The sequence below is a fragment of the Synechococcus sp. R70.1 genome (assembly GCF_047461675.1).
Lineage (GTDB): Bacteria > Cyanobacteriota > Cyanobacteriia > Thermostichales > Thermostichaceae > Thermostichus.
Map to the genome: position 1 here is coordinate 164,482 of NZ_JANSHR010000026.1, position 24,255 is coordinate 188,736.

Genomic DNA, 24,255 nt, shown 5'->3' on the forward strand with positions numbered 1-24,255 from the left:
TCCCTCCCTATTCTTGAACCGCCATGAAAACTTCTGGCGCACCAAGCAAGGGGCACTGCGGCTGATTGACTGGACCAATACCGCCTTAATCGGTGCCAACGGTGAGGCAGAGTTTCTCATGAGCACTGGCATCGACATCACCGACCGCAAGCTGGCAGAGCTGGCCCTCAAAGAAAGCGAAGAGCGCTACCGGGATCTCTTTGAAAATGCCACTGACCTCATCCAAAGCGTGGATGCCGAAGGGCGCTTTTTGTATGTCAACCGCGCCTGGAAAGAAACCCTGGGCTACGACGAAACTCAAATCCAGCAAATGAGGGTTTTCGACATCATCCACCCCGACTATCGGCAACACTGCCAGATGCTTTTTCAAAGGCTCATGGCAGGAGAGCTATTGGAAAACGTCGAGGCGGCCTTTGTAACTGCTAACGGGGAAACGGTCTGGGTGGAGGGCAATGTCAACTGCCGCTTTGAAGATGGGGTGATGGTCGCCACGCGGGGCATCTTCCGCAACATCACCGAGCGCAAAAAAGCTGCCGAAGAGCTGGAGCGCCAGAGCCGGCGGGCTCAACTCCTGGCCGATCTTAGCTTAAAGATCCGCCAATCTTTGGATATTGCCGAGATCCTGGAAACGGCAGTGACGGAGATCCAAGCCCTGCTCAAGGCAGATCGCGTTTTGGTCTATCACTTCCAGCCGGATGGATCCGGGATCATCTCCAACGAGAAAACTCAGCCGGGGATCCCCTCCTTGATGGGAGAGGTGATCGAGGATCCCTGTTTTCAGGAAAAGTACGCCCAGCTCTACAGCCAGGGCCGGGTTTGCGCCGTCAGCAACGTGGAGACCGAAGGGCTGGAGCCCTGTTACCTGGAGCTGCTGCGAAAAATGCAGGTCAAGGCCAACCTGGTGGTGCCCCTATTGATGGAGCAGCGGCTGTGGGGGCTGTTGCTGGCTCACCAGTGCTCGGCACCCCGCCAGTGGCAGCCGTTTGAGATTGAGCTGCTATCGCAACTGGCTAACCAAATTGGCATTGCCCTCACCCAGGCAGCCCTTTTGGAACGAGAGAGAAAGCGCAGCCTCGAGCTAGAACAAGCCCGCAAAGCGGCAGAGCAAGCTGCCCAGGCCAAAAGCAGCTTCTTGGCCACCATGAGCCACGAGATCCGTACCCCCATGAACGCGGTGTTGGGGATGACGGGCCTGCTGCTGGAGACCCCCCTCAATGCAGAACAGCGGGACTTTGTAGAGACCATCCGCGTCAGCGGCGATGCGCTGCTGACTCTCATCAACGACATCCTGGACTTCTCCAAATTGGAGGCCGGGGAAATGGAGCTGGAGATCCTGGATTTTGATCTCCGCTCGTGTCTAGAAGAGGTGGCGGATCTGTTTGCTTCCACTGCCCACGCCAAGGGCCTGGAGCTGGCAGTGCTCATGCCACCGGAAGTGCCGCGCTATCTGCGGGGGGATGCGTCGCGCCTGCGGCAAATCCTCAACAATTTGGTAAGCAATGCCATTAAGTTTACCCATCAAGGGGAGGTGGTCATCCAGGCCGAGCTGATGCAGGAAACAACCACCCACGTCCAGCTCCGGCTTTCGGTAAGGGATACAGGGATCGGGATCCCCAAGGAGGCCCAAGCCAAGCTGTTTCAGCCCTTTACCCAAGTGGATGCCTCCACCACCCGCAAGTACGGGGGCACAGGACTTGGCCTGGCCATTTGCAAGCAACTGACAGAGCTGATGGGGGGCAAGATCTTCCTAGAGAGCGAGGAGGGCCGCGGCAGCACCTTCAGCGTCGAGCTCACCCTGGAAAGACAACCCTACGGCCAACAGATCTCCCAGAACCCTACCCGCATCCCTGTCGATCTGCAGGGCAAGCGGCTGTTGGTGGTGGACGACAATGCCACCAATCGCAAGATCCTGCGCTGCCAGGCCACGGCTTGGGGAATGGTGGTGGAAGAGGCCGAAAATGCCCATCAGGCTATGGACAAACTGCGCCAAGCCGTTCGGGAAGGCAGACCCTTCCCCCTGGCCGTCTTGGACATGCAGATGCCGGAGGTGGATGGGGAGACCTTGGGCCGTTGGATCAAAGCCGATCCGGAACTGTCCCAGACGCAACTGGTGATGATGACTTCACTGGGACTGGGGGAGCACTCCCGCCGCGCTGCCGAGATTGGCTTTGCCGCCTACTTGGTTAAGCCGGTAAAACAAAGCCGCCTGCAGGAAGCGTTGGTCATGGCGCTGGGCAAATCCTCTGGCCTGGCCACTTCGCTGCTATCCATGAGCACTGCCGCTTCCCAAAGTGCGCCCTCACCCAGCCGTCCCCAGCAATCCCTGCGCATCCTGCTAGCAGAAGACAACCCCGTCAACCAGAAGGTGGCCCTGCGCCAGCTCCAGAGCTTGGGCTACTTGGCGGATGCGGTGGCCAACGGCCAAGAAGTATTGGATCTGCTGGAGCAAGTCAAGTACGACCTCATTTTCATGGATTGCCAAATGCCAGTAATGGACGGCTACGAGGCCACCCGCCGTCTGCGCCAGCGGGAGCAGGGATCTGGCCACCACACCGTGGTGATTGCCATCACGGCCAACGCTATGCACGAGGATCGGGAGCGCTGCCTGCAAGCAGGGATGGACGACTATCTCAGTAAGCCGGTGCTAAAGGAGGATTTGGAGAGAGTGATCAACTACTGGAGCCGCCAGATCGCCTCCTCCGCACTAGGAGCAGCCAATGGGCCTACCTCCGAGGTGGCTTCGCCCGCTCCGCCTTCTCCTAAGGGTGCCAGCGGCAACTCTGATCCCACGCTGCCCTATCCCATCGACTCGGCTTGCTTGGAGCGGGTTACGGGCGGCGACAGCCAGTTTCAGCGGGAGCTGCTGCAGGTGTTCGTCCAGGATTGCCAGAACCAGTTGCCGCGGCTGCGCCAAGCCGTTGCAGCGGGTAATGCTGAAGACTTGAGGAAAATTGCCCACCGCCTCAAGGGAGCCAGCGCCAACGTGGGGGCCCATGCCTTTTCTCAAGCAGCCCGCGAGCTCGAGCACCTGGGGGTGCAACTGGCCCAGCAGGGATCCCTGGACAGTGCTGCACCAGAATGGGCCAGGGCTTCCCAGGGCCTAGAGGAGCTGGAGCGCATCCTAGCCGACATTTGCCAGTACTTGCAGAATTTGTAGGGGGTAGAGCCTTAGCAAAGCAAAAGCTCGGCTGCCAGCCGAGCAGAAAGGGTCTGTGCCAGGGCTTGGGATTACATCAGGCCGATTTGAGAGAGGATCCCTTGGCCCGTGAGCAGCTCGGTCAAAACGCCGATTACAAAGCCCAGCATCGCCAGACGGCCATTCCATTTTTCGGCAAAGGGCGTAAAGCCAAACTTAGCTTCTTGGTTTTCCATGGCTGCAACTCCATCAGTAGGTGACATTCCCAATGTGGCTCAGATATTAAAAAGTGTCAAGTTTTGTGTCGAGAGCTAACAAGCCGCAGGCAGTGGATCCCTAGCTGCTTTTGACGGCAGTCCAGACAGCGTCAACCAGACGTAGCTGCTCCTGCGACAGCACTTTGAGGTACTTTAGCCTGGCAAAGGTCGTCTCATCGGGGTATATGGCTGGGTTTTGGCGATCCCGGGGGTTGATCCTGGGTAGGGCAGCAGCGTTGGGGGTAGCAAAGCGGTTGTAGTTGCTCAGTTGAGCGCCAATTTCTGGCTCCAGAATGAAGTTGATGAAGCGGTTGGCCAGCTCCGGGTTAGGAGCTTTGGCAGGGATGGCCATCACGTCAAGCCAAATGTGGGCGCCCTCGCGGGGGACAAAGTAGCCAATGTTGGGATTTTCTTCGGCAGCTTGCAGGGCATCGCCGCTGTAGACAACCGCCACATTGGCTGTTCCGGAGACCAGTTGATTTTTGCCGCCCACCCCGCCAATGAGACCGGCGCTGCGGCGTTTGGCTTGAATCAACAGCTCCTGAATCTGCTGCAGCTCTGCGGGAACGGTAGTACTGGGGTCAAAGCCCAGGTAGAAGGCGGCAGCCGCAAGCATAGAGCGCATCTCGTCGATCATCACAAAGGGGCCGTACTGCTGCTTAGGATCAAAGATCAGCCCCCAGGAACGCTCAAAGTTTTCCGGCAGGCGGTCTTTGCGGTAGCCAATGCCGGTGGTGCCCCACTGGTAGGGAACGGTGTAGGTGTTTTCTGGGTCAAAGGGCAAGCCGACAAACTTCTCGTCCAGGTTGCGGAGATTGGGAATGAGGTTTTTGTTGAGAGGCTGCAGCAGGCCCAGCTCCACCATGTTGGGCACAACGTAGTCGGTGGGCACGACAATGTCGTACTGGCTGACGCCGCCCCCCCGCAGCTTGGCAATCATGTCCTCGTTGGACTCGTACACACTCACCACTACGCGGCTGTTAGTGGCTTTCTCAAAGGCCGTGAGAATGGCTGGGTCAATGTATTCCGACCAGATGTAGAGTTGGAGGGTTGGTTTTCGGGCAGCAGTTCCTAAGCGCCAAAAGAAAAGCAGGGCCAGTAGACAGCAGAGCAAAGCAACGGCCGTGGCAATTCTCTTTTTCATGGGCATTTTCAAACCTAGTGGAGCTGGACGTCGCCCTTACACTTAGCCATGGATCTGGAGCGATCCTGTCCAGCCAATCGCGGTTCAAATCCCTGCTCTAGCCTACCACCTGGACTTCCCCGTTGCTGCTCTCCCCAGCCAAGAAGAGCAACTGATATAGCCGCTGCTGCTCGGCAGGGTTGCAGTAACGCTGTTGCTGCGCGGGCCAATCTTGGAGAGCCAGCTTCTGTTGTTCCTGCAGCCAGTTCTGCAAGCTTGAGTCGACAGGTAGCTGGGCCTGGAGAACTTGCAAGTCATTAAAGCGGCCCAACTGTTCCTGCAGACGCTTGAGGGCCTTCACCCAGCTTTGGAGGGTCTCTCCGTAGAAAGGTGCAAAAAACTCTAGCTGGTAGCGCAGGCGTTTGGTGGCTTTGCGCAGGTCATGCAGTTGTTCAGCCTGAGCTTCGGTTTCGGGGAAGGCCGGGATCCGCCAGCCCGGCTGCAGGAACCACGCCGCCACTAGCGGCGCCAAAAGATGGGGCAAGCTCTCCTGCACAGGAAGCTGGGCCGCAGGCCGGTAGCGAGGAGAAACCAGCCACTCTTCGCAAGCAGCCTGGAACTTCAGGAAGTCCTCCTCTGCCAGAATGCGGCGGGAGTGTTTCTCGGCTTGAGCTTGGCGCCGCTGCAGCTTTTCCTTCAGCTCCTCTAGCTCCGCCTGCTGGTCTGCCGGGATCCCTTGCCAACAGGGTTCGTGGAGGATTTCTAGCAACACGTCCAGATCCCGCTGCTGGCCTAGCGTCTTGATCAACTTTCGCAAACGTTTGGGCCTGAGCGGCTTGGGCAGGCGCAGGGATCCCTGAAACACTTCCGCCCAGGTGCCGATGCGGCGCAAGCTCACCCGGATCTGATGAAGGGATTCTGCCGCCTCCGGGTGGTGCTTGAGCACTCTCCCCACATGCTTCTGCAGCCGCTGCCATTGCTGGCTCAGCAGTTGGTGGGCCAAAGCAGCTAGCGGGGGCAAGCTTGAAGACGAGAGCAAGAGTGACTCCGAGGACTCCGTCTTGCCGAGGCTCTCAGTTTTCGATTCAGCAGCAATGATGTCCACCGCAAGTCTCCTCTACCCACGACAACACCTCCAAAGAGCGGCAAAACCCCCTTGCCCTAGGCAGGCTAGCTTGAGCCGCCCCCTGCTCCCCCCTTTTTAACCAAATCTTAACCTTTCGTCTAGGGCCTTGGGACTGCTGTCAGCAGGCGAGGCTTGACCACCGACCAGATGCGGGCAGCCACCTCCAAGGGGGATCCCTCGGCGTCAATGCGGACAATCCGCTGCGGCTCGGCGGCAGCCAGCGTCTGGAAGCCCTGGTGGACGCGGCGGTGAAACTCCAGGCGCTCCTGTTCGAGCCTGTCGGCAAGCCCGGTTCGCGCCAGCGGGCCGGAGGCCTTTCTCGCTAGCCCCACCTCTGGCGGGAGATCCAGCCATAGGGTGAGATGCGGCTGCAGACCGCCAGTGGCCAAGTGGTTAAGCTGGCGAACCTGCTGCAAATCCAGCCCCCGTCCGTAGCCCTGGTAGGCCAGGGTGGAATCGGTGAAGCGGTCGCAAACCACCACCTGGCCGGCTGCCAAAGCGGGAAGGATACACTTTTGCACATGCTCAGCCCGGTCTGCCGCGTACAGAAACAACTCAGCCAGCGGCGTCAGGGGATCCCCATGCAACAAGATCTCCCGCAGCGCCCGGCCCAGCGCCGTCCCTCCCGGCTCGCGGGTACACAGACAGGGATAGCCCGCCTGGCGAAGCTGCAGCGCAAGCAGGGCTTGCTGGGTAGTTTTACCTACCCCCTCCCCACCTTCTAGAGTGATGAACACTTCCCCATCCCTGGCCGAAGGACTAGCGCAGCTCAAGCTGTGGCTGCAAGTCAAAGGAGTGGCCTGGCACCATCACGTACACATCGGGGATGTTGGTGGGCTGCAGGTTTTGCAGGGCCAGCCCTTCGAGGTTGGAACGCAAGGCGTTGTTGATAGTGGTTTCCAGTTGGGACAAAACCTGCGCCTCGTCGCCTTGGGCAGCCAAGCCGGGAAACTGGCTGTAGAGGGCGCGGGCCAAGCTGCTGGCCAAGGGAAGCTGGATGAGGGTGAGGTTGGATCCCCCCAGTTGGGGGCCTAGAGTGTTCGCCCGTCCGCGGATGCCCAAGGCCTGCAGGGCATTGGCCGTTTGGCTGACGGGAATGGTGCAGGTATCCACTTTGTAGATGGGCACCGAGGCCACGGTGAGGGCAGAGACACTGGTGAGTTGGACCACGGTAAAGGAGGCGGTGCCGTTGTAGGCAAAGCAAAAATCCCGAAAAGCCGCCGGCACATTGGCAGCGCGAATGGGGCGCTCATCGTCAAAGCCGCCCGACTCGGCAAAGATGTTGCGGATGGCAAACCCTCCGAAAAAAGCCAGCAGGGCCACCACCAGCAAAGCCGTCAGATCCGAGGAGGAGATCCCCCCTGAAGATCTGCCGCTGCGGCCTCCCCCTCCATATCCTCCTCTTCCCCCGTAGCTGGAGGTGGAGCCATCGTCACCCCTGTAGGAGCCGGCATAGGCGGAAGAGCGGGCGGATCCCTCAAAGCCCCGGTTGCTAGAGACAAGGCGCCGGGGAACCAAGGCTTGTCCAGCAGGGCCGGGCCGAGAGGACGCCGTCCCCCTAATGCGATCAGCAGCCCGCGAAGATCCAGCAGCAGCTTCTCGGCCTGGGGTGGCCCTCTCTTTAGCCTCCTCCGCTGGCAGCGCGCGCCTGGCAAGAGGAGCGGCGGACGCCTTCCCGTCGTTCTGGGCCTCTTCATCCTCCAGCCAGTCTTCCGCACTTTCCTCAGAGGGGCCAGGACCTTCCTCCGGCAGGGGAGGTGGGGAACGCCGGCCTTGGGACTCCGAGCTGCTGGGAGCGGAGGCATTCCCCTGGCCGCTAGCAGCCGTTGCGTCTGGAAAACGGTCTGGATCGCGCTCCTCAGAGAAGGTCATTCTTCAGGCTCCCAACGCAAGACTGGCACTCCCATCTTCCTAGACCGAGTTGGACTTGCAGCTCTTTCTCCAAGCTAGCCTAGACGGCGCTCCAGGATAAGCAACTGCTCCTTGAGAGCCCTCAAGGCCTGGCCGCGGTGGCTGACGGCTTCTTTTTGCGTTGGGCTCATCTCAGCAAAAGTCAGCCCCACCTCTGGCACCCAGAAGAGCGGGTCGTAGCCAAACCCCCCCTCTCCCCGGGGCTGGGTCAAGATTTCCCCGTGGCAGAGACCCTCTACCAATGCCTGCACCTGGCCCTGGGGATCCACTACAGCGATGGCGCAGTGGAAGGTAGCTTGGCGGTTGGAGATCCCTTCCATCTCCCGCAGCAGTCGCTGAATGCGGGCGGCATCGTCAGGGGCATAGCGGGCCGAATGAACCCCAGGGGCACCCCCCAGGGCTGCCACCGCCAGGCCAGAGTCATCGGCAATGGCCCACTCCCCCAGAGCCGTTGCTACGGCCTTGGCTTTGAGAAGGGCATTTTCGACAAACGTGCTGCCGCTTTCCTCCACTTCTATCGCTGCCGGCAGGGGACGCAACTCCCACCGGGGAGCATGGGCCTGGAAAAAGGCGTGGAACTCCCGCCATTTACCGGGGTTGCTGCTGGCCAGAACTAGGGAACGGGGCATGGGGAGTGAAACTCATCTGGCTCCGCTATCTTAGCCGAGCGCTTGGCTGCAATCTGCAGGGCTACCCTCTCTGGCCGTTAAGCCCGCGCTCTCTGCTTCTCAGTGGATCTCCAAAAGCATGTTGTGCAAGGCTGTGTTGATGACGAGGGTAGATCCCCACCGTTCTACCTTTCCCCCATCCCAGTGCATGTGGCCGCAGATGTAGTAGCGCGGCTGGAGCAGATCCAAAAGGGGACGCAGAGTGGGCATGCGGCGGTGGTACCACTTGCCCCCTTCGTCCAACAAGCCCCGCGGCGGCGCGTGGCTAAGCAGCAGGTCAATGCGATGCGGCAGTTGGCTGTAAAGGGCAAGTAGCTCTTGCAGGTGACTGCGGGTAAGCGTCCAGCTCCAGCCGCAGGGAGGCGTCCAGGGCACTGCCAGCACCTGCAGCCCTAGCCACTCAAAGCAACAGGACTGGGTAATGGCCTGTCCCCAATTGCCGGCCAGGGCCTCCAACACTGTGGCGGCTGGGTCGTGGTTGCCGGGCAGAAAGAGCCAGGGCTTGCCTAGCCCATCCACTGCCGCCAGAAAAGACTGCAGCTGGGCTACCTCGGCTGGGGCTGCCGGATGAAAGCCTTGGGTGGCGTTGCGGGAGGGCTTGCCGGCCTTGGAGCAGAAATCGCCGCAGTTGATGTAGCCATCCACCTGCGGCAGATAGGCCAGGGCCTGCCGGATCAGCCGGTCGTTGCCGTGGTAGTCAGAGCCAAGCAGCAGTTTAAGCCCCATAGCGCAGCAGCGGCGTTGGGGATCCCTGAAGCAGAGCGGCCACTTGCTCCCAGGAGCTGCGGTACCAGGCCCGTTGGGCCTCCAGCTCTTCTTCCAGGGATCCCGTTGGACCAAACTCAGGGCAAGCATGCCCCAACGAACGCAGGCCCGCCACCAGGAGCGCTGGCGACAGCCACCACTGCTGGCCTAGGCGCAACAGATCCACCTGCGGATAGGTTTGCAGGTAGTGGCGCAGTTGCCGTTGTAGGGTGGCCGCGGAGGGTAGGGGCACGGTCTGCTGATGCACGGCAATGAGCGGCGCTTCGCCAGAAAGGCAGTGGAGCAGCCACTTGAGGTGCTCCAAAGAGGGGGGCCAGCTCCACAGCCACAATTGGTCGTAGCGGCGGCCCGCCTGGGGGCGGTCGTAGTCAAGAGTCAGCGGAGAGCGCCGCTCAGGTGCCAGAACCAAGGTGGGACGGCGAAAGCCGTAGAAGAGGATGGTTCCCTGCGCCTGGGGCAGGAGGTCAGAAAAGCGATCCACAACCTGCCACCGCAGCGGTCGGATGAGAGGCGGAGCAGGGCGGTAGAGAAGAAGGGGGGAGAGATCCCTTCTCTGTTGGGAGGGGGAGGATTTTCCGGGACTAGCCGCTTGGGCAGGCCGGATCCCGAGAATTTCCAGCTCTAGTTGGGTCTCGTCTTCCCACCGCTTGGCTTTGAGGGTGTAGGCAACATCAATCCGCTCGGGCAGGGGATAGGCTGCGGCCCCTCGCCAGACAGTGGCCCAGAGGGGACGGCGGCGGGCCCTGGCTCCCAGGGGAGAGCGGCAGGACTCAGGGGGATCCTGCAGCAGCAGCTTCAAGTGACTGGGGGCATTCTCGGCTGAGGAAACACCGCACCCAGGGCCAGGTCGGGGGCCAAATCGCTGCTGCTGCAGCACCTGCAGGTTGCGGCTACAGAAGACCGGCTCCGGGTTGCCGATACCGCAGGGCTGGAGGCGCTGCAACTCTCGATAGAGATCAAGGGTGAGGTCAGCTAACGCCACCTCCAGGTCAATCTGCACCAGGGGCCGGATTTGTTCTGGCTGCAGGCGCTGTTGGGCCAATTGCCGCAGCCGCTTTTCCAAAAGGGGCCAGTTCTCTGCTTTTAGGCTAAAGCCGCCGGCGGCTGGGTGGCCGCCATGCTTAGTAAACAGATCTTTGCAGAACTCCAGGGCCTGGAACACGTCGAACTCCGGGATCCCCTGCCGCGCCGAGCCAGTAATCTCCCCCTGGCGCGACTGGCTGCCGATAAATACTGGACAGCCAAAGCGCTCCGCCAGCCGCGCGGCCACCAGGCCAATGACCCCTTTGTGCCAGCGCTGCTGGGGGGTTCCCAAAAGGATTAACACCCGCTCCTGCGGCAGATCCCACCCTCGCTGGGCAATCTGCTCCAAAGCCTCGGCCTCGATGCGGCTGCACATCTCCTGCCGCACCTGGTTGAGGCGTTCACAGCGGCGGGCAAGTTTCTCCGCCTGCTGGGGATCGTCGGTGGTCAGCAGTTGAATCCCCATTGCCGGTCGGCCAATTCGCCCAATGGCGTTGATGCGGGGCCCCAAGCCAAACCCTACCCACTCTGGCCGCAGCTCCTCCGGGGATCCCGTCATTCCCATCACCGCCAAGAGGGCGCGGATCCCGGCCACCTGGGAAGTGGGCAAAAGGGCTAGCCCCTGCTGCACCCAGAGGCGGTTTACCCCTGTCAGAGGGGCCAAATCGGCAATGGTGCCCACTGTACACAGCTCCAGCGCCACTCGCCCTAGCCGTTCATCGCCGCGGCGCTCCGCCAAGGCCTGGGCCAGTAGGTAGGCCACCCCCACCCCGGCCATTCCCCGGTAGGGAGACGACTCTGGGAGCTGCTTGGGGTTGAGGATGGCGTCGGCAGGGGGCAATTGGGAGGGCAGATCGTGGTGATCGGTCACGATCACCGCCAGCCCCAGCTCTTTGGCTAAACGGATGGGCTCGTGGGCAGCGATGCCGTTGTCTACGGTGAGGATAAGGCGCACCCCTTCGCGGTGCAGCTCCTGCACCATGCGGCTGTTAAGGCCATAGCCCTCCGTAAGGCGGCTGGGAATGCGGTAAACCACCGGCGTGCCCCGCAGCGCCCGCAGCAGCAGGGCTGTGCTGGTCATGCCGTCGGCATCGTAGTCGCCGCAGATGGCGATGGGCTCCTGCTGGCGCAGGGCTTTCTCCAACAGCTCTACCGCCAGGGGCAGGTCGGCGAAGTCCCGGCTGGGCGGCGGCAAGCAGGAGGGATCCGGCTGCAGGTAGTGGCGAACCTCGGCAGGGCTGCGGAGGCCGCGGTTGAGCAGGATCTGAGCCAGCAGAGGCGAAATCCCCACCGCCTCCGCCAACTGGCGCGCCCTTGGCTGGTCCTCAGGCTGGAGTAGCCAGCGCTGCTCGAGGATTGCCGCCATCGCCAGAGTTAGATAGCCAAATGGCAGTGCTACAGTGAGCCTAGAGATCCTTTTTGAGCTTACTTCAAAACGCTCCTCCGCTGGCTGGCTGCCGATGTACTCTCTCCTACTTACCTACAGCCTCAACCCCCTGAGGGGACTGAAGCTGCTGGTCCGAGCCTCTGAGCAGGCGTCCCTGGGGAGTTTGGCGCGTCAGCTCTGGAGATCCCGGCAAGGGGGGCCGCGTCTTCAGATTGCGCTAGGCCGCCTGGTGCCCGAGCAAACCAAGCCCCTTTCCCCCTGGGAGGTGCTGCTGCGCTCGCAGTTTTTCATCGCCCTCGAAGCTGCTTGGCCAGATTCCTCTCTGCCAGCTCTTCCCTCTGGCCAGGGATCCGCCATTCAGCTTGCCCGCTACACGGAAGGCTCCCAACCCTACAAGACTGAGATCATTCGCTTTTCCCTGGGAGGATCCCCTGCCCCTGCTGTCCCGCGTCGCTACAGCTACCGTCGCCGTCGCTTCTAGGGAGTGCAGGCAGCAAGCGTTGCCAAATCCTCCTCACTATACTGGAGGTAGACCTCATTGCGCTTCTCCTGTGAACGCTGGGCTGCGCCACTGCCGCCAAAGGAGAGACCGACAGTGGGCTAGGTGGGGGGGAGAGACTAGTCTCTTGCCTAGCAGGGCTTGGCCAAGGCTGACAATGGCGGCTTGGTGGGGCAGCTCCCTGGTGGCTAGTCTCCTTGCCCTGCCGCCTGCCTTTGCCCTAATCCGTTACCAAGTCCATGTCCTGGCTGAGCGACCAGAAGCCTTAGCTCAGGTGCGCAGGCAGGTGCCGGATGCCTATTTTGTGCAGGGGGATGGCCAGGTCTTCATTCTGGCGGGAACGTTTGTCAACCGCAGCCACGCCCAACGCCGCCAGGCCGAGTTGGAACAGCTAGGGCTGCCCGTGCGGGTGGTGAGCCGCCAAGACAGGGATCCACCCCTGCCGCCAGCCTTTCTTGCCCCGCCAACGGCTCCCCCTTTCGACCCGCAGCGGCCTTTTGCCACCCAAGTGCCCAACCCCAGCAGAGATCCACGGCTGGAGGAGCGGGTACGCCGCTTCTTTCCCCAGGCTATAGAGGTGCGTTACCGCGGCCAGCCTGCCCTACAGACGGGGACTTTCTCTCGCCTATCACTGGCGCAGGAACAGGCCCGTTGGCTGACTGCTCAGGGCTTGCCGGCAGTGGTCGTGTCGCTGGCAGAAGAGAATGCCGCTTCACCACCTGAGGAGCCTGCCCAAGGGGAACGCTATTGGGTGTTGGTGGCCGATCCCAGCGGCGAGAAATTGGCTGCTTTGGAGCACCTGCTGCCGGGATCCCTGCCCCTAATCTACGACAGCCGGCGGGTTGTGCGCACCGGCGGCTTTGCCGATCTGGCAACGGCCAGCGAGCAAGTGCGTTACCTAGCTAGCCACGGCTACGAGGCAGGGATCTTTCCCGCTGACCTGCGCCGCTCCCAACCTATCCTAGTTCGGGATTCTCCTCCATCCTTGCCTGCGGCTAGCTCGGCCGGGTTTTGGGTGGTGGTTCAGGCTGGCGAAGAGGCGCTGCCCAAGGTGCGGCAGTTTGCGCCCGATGCCTTTGTGCGCGGCTCAGTGATTCAGGTGGGCACCTACCGGCAGCGGGCCAATGCCGAACGAGCGCGGCGCAGCCTAGCCGAGGCGGGGTTTGATGCCCGCATTTTGCCGGTGAAGTAAATGCTCCCCCTTCAGGCCTGCCGTGCCGTGAGAGGGAGACAGGGGTGGAGTCCTAGCGAGCCTGCTTGGCCTGTTGCAGCGTCTGCTCAAACACTTCCAAAGGCTGAGCCCCCGAGAAGGCAATGCCGTTCAAGATGAAATGGGGGGTACCGCTGATGCCCAGTTGAGAGGCCAGATCCATGTCTCGCTGTACAGCCCGCTCTGCCGCCCGGCTGCGCCGATCCCGATTGAACTTCTCCACGTTCAAGCCCAGCTTTTGGGCTGTAGCTACGTAAAACTCCTCCCCTAGCTGGGACTGGTTGGCAAACAGCTCGTCGTGGAACTCCCAAAACTTGCCCTGGCGGTGAGCAGCCCAAGCGGCGCGCGCTGCCGCCATCGCCTCAGGGTGAATGCTGGTCAAGGGCAGGTGCTTGTACACCAAGGTTACCTCGTCCCCATGTCTAGCCATGAACTCCTTCAGAGTCTGATGGGCACGGGCACAGAAGGGACACTGAAAGTCGGAAAACTCCACCAAAACTAGCCGCAAGGACTCGGAGCCGGTTCTGGGGGAATCGCCAATGACAGCGCGGGGGTTCTGCCGCAACTGCCGGCCAAACTCTTCTGCTAGCTTCTGCTGTTGCCGCTGCTGCTCTTCATACTGCCGCTGCTGGTACTCCTGCACGGCCTCCAGGATCACCTGCGGATTCTTGCGGATGATCTCCAGCACCTGCTTCTCCAGGTCTGCCGGAGCTGCAAAGACAACAGGTGCCGTGCCGCTCATTCCCAGCCAAACTAGGAGCATGCCGAGCAGGCCGAGCTTGGCCAGCCCTTGTCCCCACCTGCCAAAAGCCCTCGCCAGACTTCCCATCCCAACTCCCCCTCGAGTACAAGCTTTTATTAGGCTAAGCCCAGGCAGCAGCCCTGTCTACCACCCCTTTGGGGGGTTAGGAGTGGGTGGCTTGCAAAAGCTGCTCCTTGATCCGCTGCAACTGGCTGGCCCAGCGGGGATCCGGCTCAACAGCCTCTTTTGCCTCAGGGCCCGCCTTGACACGCTGGCGCTGCTTCTTGCCTGAAGTAGACTTCTCCCCTGCCGTTTTGGAACCTTTGGCCGGTTCCCGGGCGGAGTCCTTGGCGGGGGAAGGGGAGACTGCTGCTTTGGCTTCGGCACCTTCCCGTTTCTCGCGCGGCTGGGCAAGTTCAATGCGCAAGTTGACGTCGCCAAAGCTGTGGCCGTTGAATTTCTCGATATACTGCTGCGCCTGTTCCTCAGTGCTTACCGTAACAAAACCAAAGCCGCGGCACTTGCCGGTCTTCCGATCCCGAATGACCTTGGTGGAAATGACCTCACCTGCAGATCTGAAGAGCTTCTCCAGGGCCTCGCGATCTACCTCTGCCGGCAGATTTCCAACGTACAGACGAACGGGCATAAAACCGTGAAGCTCCTTAGCGAGAGGACAGAAGTCCAGCCTGCACAGGGCCAATCCAGAAGCGCCGCATAAGGCCACCTTTTAAAAATTTACCTCAACTTTTAGCCAAAAAAGTTAAGACAACCCAGCTGGTCAAGGGGATCCCTTCTAGGCTAAGCCGGTAACGTTTAAGCGATCCCGATGCAGGAAGGGACGGGCCTGAGGGCCGGTATAGTCAGCTACAAGATGGCCTCGCCCCCGCAGTTGGTAGCGGTAGGTTACTAGGCCTTCCAAGCCTACCGGGCCCCGGGGTGGCAGCTTTTGGGTGCTAATGCCCACTTCTGCCCCAAAGCCGTAGCGAAAGCCATCGGCAAAGCGGGTGGAGGCGTTGTGAAAGACCCCTGCTGCGTCCACTTCGTCGAGAAAGCGCTGGGCAGCGACGGCATCTTCGGTCACGATGGCCTCGGTGTGCCGGGATCCGTACCGTTGAATGTGGGCAATGGCCTCGTCGAGGGAATCCACCATTTTAATGGCTAGAATCAAGTCGGCGTACTCAGTGCTCCAGTCAGCTTCAGTGGCCGGGATCAGATCGGGCACCAGCTCGCGGCAGCGGGGATCCCCGCGCAACTCTACCCCTTTCTCGCGCAGCGCTTGCACGGCCAGAGGCAAAAACCGGGGAGCAATCTCTGCATGGACTAATAGGGTCTCGATGGCGTTGCAGGCGGCAGGGTACTGGGTTTTGCTATCTAGGGTTAGCCTCACCGCCATGTCCACATCAGCAGCCCGATCCACGTACAGGTGGCACAGCCCATCCGCATGGCCCAGAACCGGGATGCGGGTATTCTCCATAATGTAGCGGACAAAGCTGCTGGAGCCGCGGGGAATGATTAGGTCCACCAGACCTTCCAGTTGCAGCAGCTCTTTAATCTCCTCGCGACGGGTGAGCAACTGCAAAGATCCCCTAGGAAAGTCGGGAACTTGCCGCAGCCCCGCCTGCAGCGCGGCCATCAACGCTTGGCAGGAGCAGAGCGCCTCCGATCCGCCTTTGAGCAGGACGCTGTTGCCCGTCTTTACCGCTAGGGCGGCAATTTGCACCAGGGCGTCGGGCCGCGACTCAAAGATGACGCCTAGCACTCCCAGGGGATAGGTGCGCCGCTCCAGCACCAGCCCCTCGTCCAGCTCGCGGATGAGGAGGGATCGCCCTACCGGGTCGGGCAGCCGCCTCACCTGCTGGACTCCAGCTACCATCTCCGCCAACTTGTGGGCATCCAACTTTAGGCGGGCATAGGCCGCAGCCGACAACTCCCCCCTTTTAACCTGCTCCGCTGCCCGCTCCAGATCTTCCCGATTGGCCGCTAGGATGGCCTCTTGCTGTTCCAGTAAAGCTGTGGCCATGGCCTCGAGAGCCGCATCCCGAACCTCAGTGGGCAAGGTGGCTGTGCGCTGGGCGGCAGCTCGAGCCGTCTGCACCTGAACTAGCAGGGAGGAGTTGGCAGTTCTTGCAGGAGCTCCAGGAGACATGGGCAGAGAGGCAACAAAACCCAACCCAAGAGACTACAAAAAGTTGCAATCTAATGGGATCCTGGGAGCAGCCTTGCCAGAATCCCTATGCTAGCTTGGGCAAAACTGGGCAGCACTCTCAGCAGCCTATCAGAATTTGGACGCTGCTAGCTGCCCCTAGAGGAGCCTAGTCTGGCAAAACCCAGCCCATCTTCAACCAGTACCGTGTTTTCCAGGAGAGCCGATGAGAAAACGTGGGTTTGTGGTGAGTGCAACGGCTGCCGTGGTTACAGCCGTGTCGTTGGTTGGCGTGCAGCTATCCATGCCAGGTTGGGCGGGGTTTCGCCGGGATCCCAAAGAAGTGGTGGACGAAGTTTGGCAGATCGTCAATCGGGAGTACGTCGATCCTTCCTTTAACTCCGTCGACTGGGAAGCGGTGCGCCGCGAGCTGCTCAGCAGAGAATATGCCACCCGCGAGGAGGCCTACAAGGCCATTCGCGAGGCCCTTAAGAAGCTCAACGATCCCTACACCCGCTTCTTGGATCCGGAGCAGTTTGCCAGCATGCAGATCGACACCTCGGGGGAGCTGACCGGCGTGGGGATCACGCTGGGTGTGGATCAGGAGACCAATGAGCTGGTTGTGATCTCGCCAATTGAGGGATCCCCTGCCGATCGCGCTGGGATCAAGTCCAAGGACGTTATCGTGCGTATCGACGACCGATCCACCGAGGGCATGGACACCAATACTGCCGTCAGCCTCATTCGCGGTGAGCCAGGCACCCGGGTGCGGCTAACCATTCGCCGCGAGGGAGAAGGGCTGAAGGTGTTTGACTTGGTGCGGGAGAGAATTGAGCTAGCTACAGTACGCCACGAGGCTCGCAAAGAAAATGGCCTGCTCATTGGCTATATCCGCATCACCCAATTTTCCGGCAACGCCGCCGAAAAGGTGCGCCAGGCCATTCGCGACCTGGAAAAACAAGGGGTGGCTGGCTACGTGCTGGATCTACGGGCCAATCCTGGGGGGCTGCTCCACGCCAGTGCCGAAATTGCGCGCCTGTGGATCAATCGGGGGAGCATTGTCTCGACGGTGAATCGGCAAGGGGAGCAGGATCGCCTTGTGGCCAACAACAGCGCCCTCACCGACAAGCCTTTGGCCGTCTTGGTGGATGGGGGTTCTGCCAGCGCCAGCGAGATCCTCTCCGGCGCCTTGCAAGATAACCGGCGCGCTGTGATTGTTGGCACGCCAACCTTTGGCAAGGGCCTGGTGCAGTCGGTGCATCCCCTCTCCGACGGGTCGGGGTTGGCAGTCACCATTGCCCGCTACCGCACTCCCAAGGGCACCGAGATTGACCAAAAGGGTATCACCCCCGACATTGTGGTGGAGCTGTCGGAGGCAGATCTGAAGCGCCTCAGCAAGAACCGCGAACTGGTAGCCACTGCCGCTGATCCGCAGTATGCGGCTGCCATTCGCGCCCTCCAGGCCCAAATTGCGGCCCGCCGGCAACAGGCTTCCAGCGTCGTTCGTTCCTCTTCTCGGTAGGCGGTGCTAACCCTAGGTGGGAAAGGCTTTATCGTCGGCAGGCAGGGTAGGCGAGGATGGCAGGATCCATGAATTTGAACTTGGCCGGACGGGATCTGCTCAAACTCAGCGACCTGAGCCCGGCGGAGCTGGCGGCCTTGCTGGCCCAAGCGGCGGAGCTGAAGCGGGATCCCTACCGGGCAGACCTGCGGGGTCGAGTGCTGGGACTGCTATTTCAGAAGGCTTCCACCCGTACCCGGGTTAGCTTTACCGTTGCCATGGCCCAGTGCGGGGGCAGCACCCTGGACTTGGTGCCATCGGCAATGCAAATAAGCCGCGGCGAGCCCCTGTCGGATACAGCCCGCGTCCTCTCCCGCTACCTGGACGCCATTGCCATTCGCACCTACGACCAGCGGGAGCTGGAGCTCTTTGCCGAGTATGCCGAGATCCCCGTGATCAACGCCCTCACGGATCAGTTTCACCCCTGCCAAGTTTTGGCCGATCTGCTCACCATTCAGGAGAACTTCGGGCAACTGGCAGGCCTGACCTTGGCCTATTGTGGCGACGGCAACAATGTTGCCCATTCCCTCCTGCTGGGCTGTGCTCTAAGCGGGATCCACATCCGCGTTGCCACACCCCCTGGCTACGAGCCGGATGCGGCAGTGGTGGCAGAAGCGCAAGCCTTGGCCCAGGGATCGCAGGTGCTGGTTGTGCGGGATCCCTACGAAGCCGTTGCGGGAGCCCAGGTGGTCTATACCGACGTCTGGGCCAGCATGGGCCAAGAGGATCAGACGGCAGCCCGCAAAGCCCACTTCCTGCCCTACCAGGTCAATGCCGAGCTCATGAAACACGCAGATCCGGAGGCGATTGTGCTCCACTGCCTGCCCGCCCACCGGGAGGAGGAGATTACTGCCGAGGTTTTGGAGGGATCCCAGTCCCGCGTTTGGGATCAGGCGGAAAATCGCCTTCACGTGCAAAAGGCGCTGCTAATCCAACTGCTGGGAGCAGGGTGAGGATCCTCACCTCCGGCTCGAAGAGAGGGTCAGCGGTTGTTGGGGCGGCGGGCAGCAATCGCCAGGCTGACGTTGGGCAGCCGCTGCAGAGCATCCATGACCTCCACCACCTTGCCGTGGGAGAGGGCCAAGTCAGCGTTGATGACCACTAAGCGCCGCCCTTCAGCCGGCTTCTCGGCCAGAATACGTTCCACCGCGGGGATCAGGGCACCAAGATTGGCAATTTTCTGCCGGTTGACAGCAATTTGGCCTTCGGCCGTGATGCTCACGGTAACGTCTGGCTGACGGCGGGCTTCGGCTGTGGAGGCCTCTGGCAAGTTGACATCGAGCGCCTCTGAGCGGGTAAGCACTAGGCTGGCGATGACGAAAAACACCAAGATCGAGAAGATGACATCGATTAAGGGCACGATGTTGATCTCGGCGGGCCTGAAGTTCTCCTCTGGGATGCGCATAGGCTAGGAGGGCTCAAGCGGGGAGTAGGGAGGAAGAGTGGAGCTGGGGCCGGGCTTGGCGTAGGAATACTGGGGAAGCTGCTGGGCTTGCATCTCTAGCCGCTGCCGATGCAGCAACTCCAGCTCGCCGCCGTACTCCTGGATCTTGGAGAGTTGCCGCAGGTACAGAGAGCGAAAGACATTGGAGATCAGCAAGGTGGGAATAGCCACGATCAACCCGAAAGCCGTCGAGTAGAGGGCTTCGGCGATGCCTTGTCCCACCCCCTGCGTATTGGTGCCGCCAATATCCCCCAGTTGGATGGAGCTGAGGATTTGGATGATGCCGGTAACCGTGCCCAAGAGGCCCAGGAAGGGAGCAACGGTAATCACCGTGTCAAAGAGAGTGCTGAAGCGCTTTAATAGCGGCACCTCTGCAGCCAGGGCTGTCTCAAGGGCCAGTTTAAAATCCTCAGGGCTGGCTTCGTTGAGCTCCAGGGCAGCCAAAAAGATGCGCGCAATGGGCAGGTCGGCATTTTGCTCCAGCAGGTACTGGGCGGCCCTGGGGTTGCGGCGGTACTGGCTGAGGGCTTGCCGCACCACCTCCTCCTGCCGATGGGTAACCTTCCACCAGAACAAGGCCCGCTCGAGGCAACAAGCCACCGAGAGAACTGAGAAGGCCAACAGGGGGATGGAGTAGTACCAACCCTGGATCAGAAGCTGCAGGACTCTCGCCATAGGATCCGGATGACCCCCTCCCAGCAGCACCTCACGCTCATCCTGTCATAGCACTTTCCCGCCGGAGCTGGGATCCCCTTTTGCTCACTTGGGGTTGCTTTCTTTCCCAGGGCAAGCTGCTGATTTTCCAGCAAGGGCGCTATCCTATGGCGTGGAATCCAGAGGCTGCCGGCGTATCTAGCGACAACCTATGCCTACTCAGCCCTTCCCCCCTTTGGCCCTCCTCAGTGTCTCTGATAAAACTGGCCTTGTCCCCCTGGCTAAGGCACTTGTCCAGGAGCACGGCTTTCAACTCCTCAGCAGCGGCGGTACGGCCAAGGTGCTCTCTGAAGCTGGGATCCCGGTTACCCCCATCTCGGCCCACACCGGTGCGCGGGAGATTCTGGGGGGACGGGTGAAAACGCTGCACCCCCGCATCTACGGCGGCATTTTGGCTCGCCTGGAGCGCCGCGAAGACCGGGCAGACTTGGAGGCGCTGGGGATCCCGCCCATCCAACTGGTGGTGGTCAACTTCTACCCTTTCGAGCAGACGGTGGCTCAACCCGGAGTGGCTCTGGAGGAGGCTTTGGAGCAGATTGACATCGGCGGGCCGACGTTAGTGCGGGCAGCGGCCAAAAATTATCCCTATGTTACGGTGCTCACGGATCCCAGCCAGTACCCTCAGTATTTGCAACTGCTCTCTAGCTCCTCCAGCGAGGCGGAACGGCTGGCCTTTCGCTTCCAGTGTGCCCGCCGCGCCTTTGAGCGGGTCTTAGCTTACGACCGCGCCATCGTCAACTACCTGGCCCGCTCAGAGCTGTCCCAACCCTCTCAACCTCCAGCTTCTGCAGGCGCTGCTGAACAGGTTTTTCACCTGCAAGGGATCCCGTGGCAACGCCTGCGCTACGGGGAAAACCCCCACCAGGCTGCCACCTGGTATGTGGTGGATGCGGCTGCCCCTGGCTGGCATCGAGCCAAGCAGTTACAGGGGAAAGAGCTAAGCTACAACAACCTGCTGGATCTGGAAGCGGCCCGCGCCCTGGCGGCAGAACTGAGCATAGGACTTGCCAACGGCTCTAAGCCAGCGGTAGCGGTGGTTGTCAAGCACAACAACCCCTGTGGGGTAGCCGTTCGCCCAACCCTAGCTGCCGCTCTGGAGGCTGCTTTGGCTGCCGATCCCGTTTCCGCCTTCGGGGGCATCGTTGCCCTCAACCAAACCTTGGATGCGGAGACCGCCCGGCGGCTGGCGGAGCCTTTTTTGGAGTGCGTGGTCGTCCCGGGCTGCACGCCTGAGGCAGCTGAGCAGCTGGCGGCCAAAAAGAACTTGCGGCTTTTGGTTCTGCCGGACTTTGAGGTGGGGCCAGCCCAAACCGTTCGTACCTTGGCCGGCGGCTTTCTGGTGCAAGAGGCCGACCGGCTGCAGGGATCCGTTCGCCAACCCTCCTGGCAGGTGGTGACCGAGCGCCAGCCTACCCCCGAGGAGTGGGCGGATCTGGAGTTTGCCTGGATAGTCTGCAAACACGTGAAATCCAACGCCATCGTCGTTGCTCGCCAGGGGCAAACCCTCGGCATTGGAGCAGGCCAGATGAACCGGGTGGGGGCCGTCGAGCTTGCCCTTCGCCAGGCCGGTCCACGGGCCGCGGGAGCGGTTTTGGCCAGCGACGGCTTTTTCCCCTTTGCCGACAGTGTCGAGGCGGCAGCCCGCGCTGGGATCCGCGCCATTATTCAGCCGGGAGGCAGCATCCGCGATGCCGACTCCATTGCCGCCGCCAATGCTGCGGGTATCGCCATGGTCTGCACTGGCATTCGTCACTTTTGGCACTGAGGGCAGGAGCTTAGGGCAGACCCCAGGCTCTGGCCCGCTCTGCCAGCCAGCCCTCGGCACGCAGGTTTTCTAGCTCGCGGCGCACCCGCAGCCGCAATTCAGCGTGCTCCAGCCCTTTGGGCATGGCAATCCCCAGCCCCACCGCCCCCAGGGGGGATCCCAAGAACTGAAACTGGGGGTGCTCCGCCAGCCACCCGGCCAGCACCGACCGGTCTGCTGTCCAGGCCTGCACCGATCCTTTCAAGAGCAACTCCGCCCCTTCCTGATAGGAATCCACCGGCACCAACTCGACCCCTGGAAGGTAGCGATTGAGGTGAGGAATAGCGGCAGATCCGCGCAGGACGGCAACGCGAGCGCCGCGTAGCTCCGACCAGCTTGTCCAGTTCTGGGAGCGGGCCACCACCAAGCTGGGGCCATCCTGATAGTAGGCAGAGGTAAACTCCACCTGGCGGGCCCGATCCGGCGTGATGCCAATCTGGGCAATGGCCAGGTCCACCTCCCCCGCGGCCACTGCCTGCAGCCGCTCCACGTTGGCCACCGGCACCAGCTCCACCGCCTCTCTTGACCCCAGGAGCCGGGATCCCAGCTCGCGGGCTAGCTCAATCTCAAACCCCTGCAGCTTGCCCTCGGGATCGCGAAAGCCCAGCGGCCTCAAGTTGTCTTTGACTGCAACTCGCAACTGTCCCGAACGGACAATCTCCGGCCAAGGGCGGGCGGCGGCAGGGCTCCCCATCCCCGAGCAAGCTAGAGCCAGGCTGGCCGCTAAGCAAGACTTTTGGATCGCCAAGGCCAACGGAGACCAGGATCCCATTCCCCCTAGGAAGCGCGGGACTGGCGGGCTGCTTCCACCACCCGGGTAAAGGCCTCGGGATCCAGGAAAGCCAGGCGGGCCAGCATTTTGCGGTTGAGCTGGATATTGGCTTTTTTGAGGCCGTCGATGAACTCGCTGTAGCGCAGGCCCTGGGCGCGGGTGGCCGCATTGATGCGGGCAATCCAGAGGCGGCGGAAATCCCGCTTCTTGCGGCGGCGATCCCGGTAGGCGCTGCGCAGGGCTTTCATCACCTGCTGGTTAGCCGTGCGGAACAGCTTGGAGCCAGCTCCGCGGAAGCCTTTGGCCAGCTTGAGGATCTTCTTGCGACGCTTGCGAGCAACGTTGCCGCGTTTAACTCTCATAGCAGTAACCCAATACCGGCAAGTACACCTTGCAATTGACAAGCCCAAAGACTTTTGGCTGGGCCGCAACCGGTGGGGACCTAGTGGGCGTTGGGCAGCATCAGGCGCACGTTGGCCAGATCCTGTTTGCTCACCAGGGCCACGCCAGCCAACTTGCGTTTGCGGTTGCTGGTTTTGTGCTCGAGCAAGTGGTTGTGCCCCGCCCGGCGGCGCATAAACTTGCCGTTGCCGGTGAGGCGAAAGCGTTTTGCAGCGGCTTTGCGAGTTTTGATTTTGGGCATGGGAGTGAGCTGGAGCAAAGTCACAGCCTTCCAGCATAGGGTAGAAAGGCCTGGGGGGGCAAGTTTTCTCCGCGACTAAGTGGCGAGGGCGCTCAAAAACCGTTCTCTTGGGGCTCCAACAGCAGCACTTGCCAGCGCAGCAACTGCTGTAGCTGCGACCAGCTTAGGGGAGAGGCTAGGCTCTCTTGAATGGCTTGGACGGTGCGGATCCCGTCTACCTGCTGCAGGAAGGCAAAGGCCTCCTCGCTTAGGGAAATGGCCTCGTAGGCGTAGTTGAAAATGCTCCGCCCCGGCCACAGGCCCAGGCAGGGACTGAGGTGGGCCACAGCCGAGGCCACAGCTTCTGGACTGGTCCATTCCCAGCGGGGGAGGGGGGGCCTGCCAAGAAACAGCTCGTAGTGGGCCACCACCGGGTCCAGCAGCTCAATCAAGCGGTAGCGCTCCAGCTCCGGCAGTTGAGCCGCCTGGGCCAGGAGGGCCTCGTCCTGCCCCAACACCCGTTCCAGCCGCCAGAACTCGGGGTTGGAAAAGCGCAGAAACTGCAGCCCTGAAGCCCGAATGAGCTCAAACAGGGTCTCAATGTTGTAGTCCACCTCCTGCGGGTGCAGGTACATGTCAGCAAAGCATTCGTCGTCCACGTTCTCGAGGGCCCAGCGGGCCTGTTCCTGCTGCTGGATGCGGTTGCTTGCTGGCAGGATCTCGAAAAGGCGGCGACCTACCTGGAGGCCCTTTTGCAGTTGCTCGGGGGAGGCGAGAGGTTGGTGTTCGGAGCCGGTGACCAAGAGGCGAATGGCCTTCTGCATCAGGCGAATCTCATGGCGGCCCAGCTCGCCGTAGACAAACAAATGCAGGATCCCGCCAGGAGCTAGTTTGCTCGCCAAAGCCTGCAGCCCCGCCACCGGGTCCGGCAAGTGGTGGAGCATGCCCACGCAGTTGATGAAGTCGAACTGCCCTGGCAGCCGGTCGATGTCGTAAACGTTGAGCTGGCAAAACTGCACTGGCGGCGCCTGGGAAGCCCGACAGCGAGCCTTGGCAATTTCAAGGGCGCGGCTACTTAGGTCAAAAGCCCAAATTTCGGCGTCGGGATTCTGGTGGGCGATATACTCCGTCCCTACTCCGGAGCCGCAGCCGGCATCCAAGATGCGCACCTTGCGCCGGCCCGGATGGGATCCCGTGCAAAAGGCATAGGCCTGGGGCCAACTCCAGCGCCAGTTCCACCCCGGCGGGGGAACAGTGCCGATGGGCTGCGGTGGGAAAGGGTAGAGCTCGTAGAGCTGCCGCACTTGCTGGAGGATCTCTTCTGCACTGCGGGAGGAGGGCTGCATAG

Annotated in this window: 23 protein-coding genes; 6 read left to right on the forward strand and 17 right to left on the reverse strand. The window is 61.4% G+C overall.

Going from position 1 to position 24,255, the window contains the following annotated elements; all coding sequences use genetic code 11:
• On the forward strand, positions 1-3,157 hold a 3,157-nt coding region (locus NW807_RS03730), incomplete at its 5' end, for a response regulator (RefSeq protein WP_414425320.1).
• 71 nt (positions 3,158-3,228) lie between these two features.
• On the opposite strand, the gene NW807_RS03735 is transcribed toward NW807_RS03730, so the two are convergent.
• The 8 genes from NW807_RS03735 to recJ all read right to left on the reverse strand — a co-directional run bounded on the left by NW807_RS03735 (position 3,229) and on the right by recJ (position 11,375).
• Positions 3,229-3,372 (reverse strand): high light inducible protein, encoded by a 144-nt coding sequence (locus NW807_RS03735; protein WP_414346668.1) that lies wholly within the window; start codon positions 3,370-3,372, stop codon positions 3,229-3,231.
• A gap of 100 nt (positions 3,373-3,472) precedes the next feature.
• A complete protein-coding gene (locus NW807_RS03740; RefSeq protein WP_414404773.1) occupies positions 3,473-4,543 on the reverse strand; it encodes a spermidine/putrescine ABC transporter substrate-binding protein in 1,071 nt (356 codons plus the stop codon).
• Positions 4,544-4,634: 91 nt separating this feature from the next.
• A complete protein-coding gene (locus NW807_RS03745; RefSeq protein WP_414425321.1) occupies positions 4,635-5,621 on the reverse strand; it encodes a CHAD domain-containing protein in 987 nt (328 codons plus the stop codon).
• Between the two features lie 119 nt (positions 5,622-5,740).
• Positions 5,741-6,379: a dTMP kinase gene (gene tmk, locus NW807_RS03750; RefSeq protein WP_414394355.1), complete on the reverse strand. Its 639-nt coding sequence runs from the start codon at positions 6,377-6,379 to the stop codon at positions 5,741-5,743.
• 22 nt (positions 6,380-6,401) lie between these two features.
• The gene (locus tag NW807_RS03755) at positions 6,402-7,514 is read right to left on the reverse strand and encodes a hypothetical protein (RefSeq protein ID WP_414425322.1); all 1,113 of its coding nucleotides are present in this window, start codon (positions 7,512-7,514) and stop codon (positions 6,402-6,404) included.
• 74 nt (positions 7,515-7,588) lie between these two features.
• A complete protein-coding gene (rdgB, locus tag NW807_RS03760; RefSeq protein ID WP_414394358.1) occupies positions 7,589-8,182 on the reverse strand; it encodes an RdgB/HAM1 family non-canonical purine NTP pyrophosphatase in 594 nt (197 codons plus the stop codon).
• Between the two features lie 99 nt (positions 8,183-8,281).
• The gene (locus NW807_RS03765) at positions 8,282-8,947 is read right to left on the reverse strand and encodes a metallophosphoesterase family protein (protein WP_414394360.1); all 666 of its coding nucleotides are present in this window, start codon (positions 8,945-8,947) and stop codon (positions 8,282-8,284) included.
• Positions 8,937-11,375 carry a single-stranded-DNA-specific exonuclease RecJ gene (gene recJ / locus NW807_RS03770; RefSeq protein ID WP_414425323.1) on the reverse strand — a complete coding sequence of 813 codons (2,439 nt, stop codon included), beginning with the start codon at positions 11,373-11,375 and terminating at the stop codon, positions 8,937-8,939. Before recJ ends, NW807_RS03765 begins: the two co-directional genes overlap by 11 nt.
• A 94-nt stretch (positions 11,376-11,469) precedes the next feature.
• Here recJ and NW807_RS03775 point away from each other — a divergent pair, with 94 nt between their 5' ends.
• Positions 11,470-11,877: a hypothetical protein gene (locus NW807_RS03775; RefSeq protein ID WP_414395143.1), complete on the forward strand. Its 408-nt coding sequence runs from the start codon at positions 11,470-11,472 to the stop codon at positions 11,875-11,877.
• A gap of 202 nt (positions 11,878-12,079) precedes the next feature.
• The gene (locus NW807_RS03780; RefSeq protein WP_414420428.1) at positions 12,080-13,087 is read left to right on the forward strand and encodes an SPOR domain-containing protein; all 1,008 of its coding nucleotides are present in this window, start codon (positions 12,080-12,082) and stop codon (positions 13,085-13,087) included.
• Positions 13,088-13,139: 52 nt separating this feature from the next.
• Here the strand turns inward: NW807_RS03780 and NW807_RS03785 are convergent, their stop codons facing one another.
• The 3 genes from NW807_RS03785 to NW807_RS03795 form a co-directional block, all read right to left on the reverse strand.
• Entirely contained in the window at positions 13,140-13,934 is a 795-nt protein-coding gene (locus NW807_RS03785) for a DsbA family protein (RefSeq protein ID WP_414404765.1), read from the reverse strand.
• A 76-nt stretch (positions 13,935-14,010) separates the two neighbouring features.
• Entirely contained in the window at positions 14,011-14,493 is a 483-nt protein-coding gene (locus NW807_RS03790; protein WP_414395138.1) for an RNA recognition motif domain-containing protein, read from the reverse strand.
• A 147-nt stretch (positions 14,494-14,640) separates the two neighbouring features.
• Positions 14,641-15,993: a glutamate-5-semialdehyde dehydrogenase gene (locus NW807_RS03795; RefSeq protein ID WP_414425324.1), complete on the reverse strand. Its 1,353-nt coding sequence runs from the start codon at positions 15,991-15,993 to the stop codon at positions 14,641-14,643.
• A gap of 223 nt (positions 15,994-16,216) precedes the next feature.
• Here NW807_RS03795 and ctpC point away from each other — a divergent pair, with 223 nt between their 5' ends.
• On the forward strand, positions 16,217-17,512 hold the full coding sequence (gene ctpC / locus NW807_RS03800) for a carboxyl-terminal processing protease CtpC (protein ID WP_414404762.1): 1,296 nt from the start codon (positions 16,217-16,219) through the stop codon (positions 17,510-17,512).
• 74 nt (positions 17,513-17,586) lie between these two features.
• On the forward strand, positions 17,587-18,504 hold the full coding sequence (argF, locus tag NW807_RS03805) for an ornithine carbamoyltransferase (RefSeq protein WP_414425410.1): 918 nt from the start codon (positions 17,587-17,589) through the stop codon (positions 18,502-18,504).
• A 29-nt stretch (positions 18,505-18,533) separates the two neighbouring features.
• Here argF and NW807_RS03810 read toward each other — a convergent pair whose 3' ends face one another.
• Together NW807_RS03810 and NW807_RS03815 are read right to left on the reverse strand one after the other, a co-directional pair.
• Positions 18,534-18,956: an ExbD/TolR family protein gene (locus tag NW807_RS03810; protein WP_414404761.1), complete on the reverse strand. Its 423-nt coding sequence runs from the start codon at positions 18,954-18,956 to the stop codon at positions 18,534-18,536.
• Between the two features lie 3 nt (positions 18,957-18,959).
• Entirely contained in the window at positions 18,960-19,646 is a 687-nt protein-coding gene (locus NW807_RS03815; RefSeq protein ID WP_414425411.1) for a MotA/TolQ/ExbB proton channel family protein, read from the reverse strand.
• Between the two features lie 214 nt (positions 19,647-19,860).
• On the opposite strand from NW807_RS03815, the gene purH reads away from it, so the two are divergent.
• Complete coding sequence (gene purH, locus NW807_RS03820) at positions 19,861-21,474, forward strand: bifunctional phosphoribosylaminoimidazolecarboxamide formyltransferase/IMP cyclohydrolase (RefSeq protein WP_414425325.1); 1,614 nt, start codon at positions 19,861-19,863, stop codon at positions 21,472-21,474.
• A gap of 10 nt (positions 21,475-21,484) precedes the next feature.
• Here purH and NW807_RS03825 read toward each other — a convergent pair whose 3' ends face one another.
• The 4 genes from NW807_RS03825 to NW807_RS03840 form a co-directional block, all read right to left on the reverse strand.
• Entirely contained in the window at positions 21,485-22,207 is a 723-nt protein-coding gene (locus NW807_RS03825; protein WP_414425326.1) for a transporter substrate-binding domain-containing protein, read from the reverse strand.
• An 83-nt stretch (positions 22,208-22,290) separates the two neighbouring features.
• Positions 22,291-22,647, reverse strand: a complete 357-nt coding sequence (rplT, locus tag NW807_RS03830) for a 50S ribosomal protein L20 (protein ID WP_414395127.1) — start codon at positions 22,645-22,647, stop codon at positions 22,291-22,293.
• Positions 22,648-22,727: 80 nt separating this feature from the next.
• Entirely contained in the window at positions 22,728-22,928 is a 201-nt protein-coding gene (rpmI, locus tag NW807_RS03835; RefSeq protein WP_414395125.1) for a 50S ribosomal protein L35, read from the reverse strand.
• Positions 22,929-23,020: 92 nt separating this feature from the next.
• Positions 23,021-24,253 (reverse strand): class I SAM-dependent methyltransferase, encoded by a 1,233-nt coding sequence (locus NW807_RS03840; protein ID WP_414412224.1) that lies wholly within the window; start codon positions 24,251-24,253, stop codon positions 23,021-23,023.
• Between the last annotated feature and the right edge of the window lie 2 nt (positions 24,254-24,255).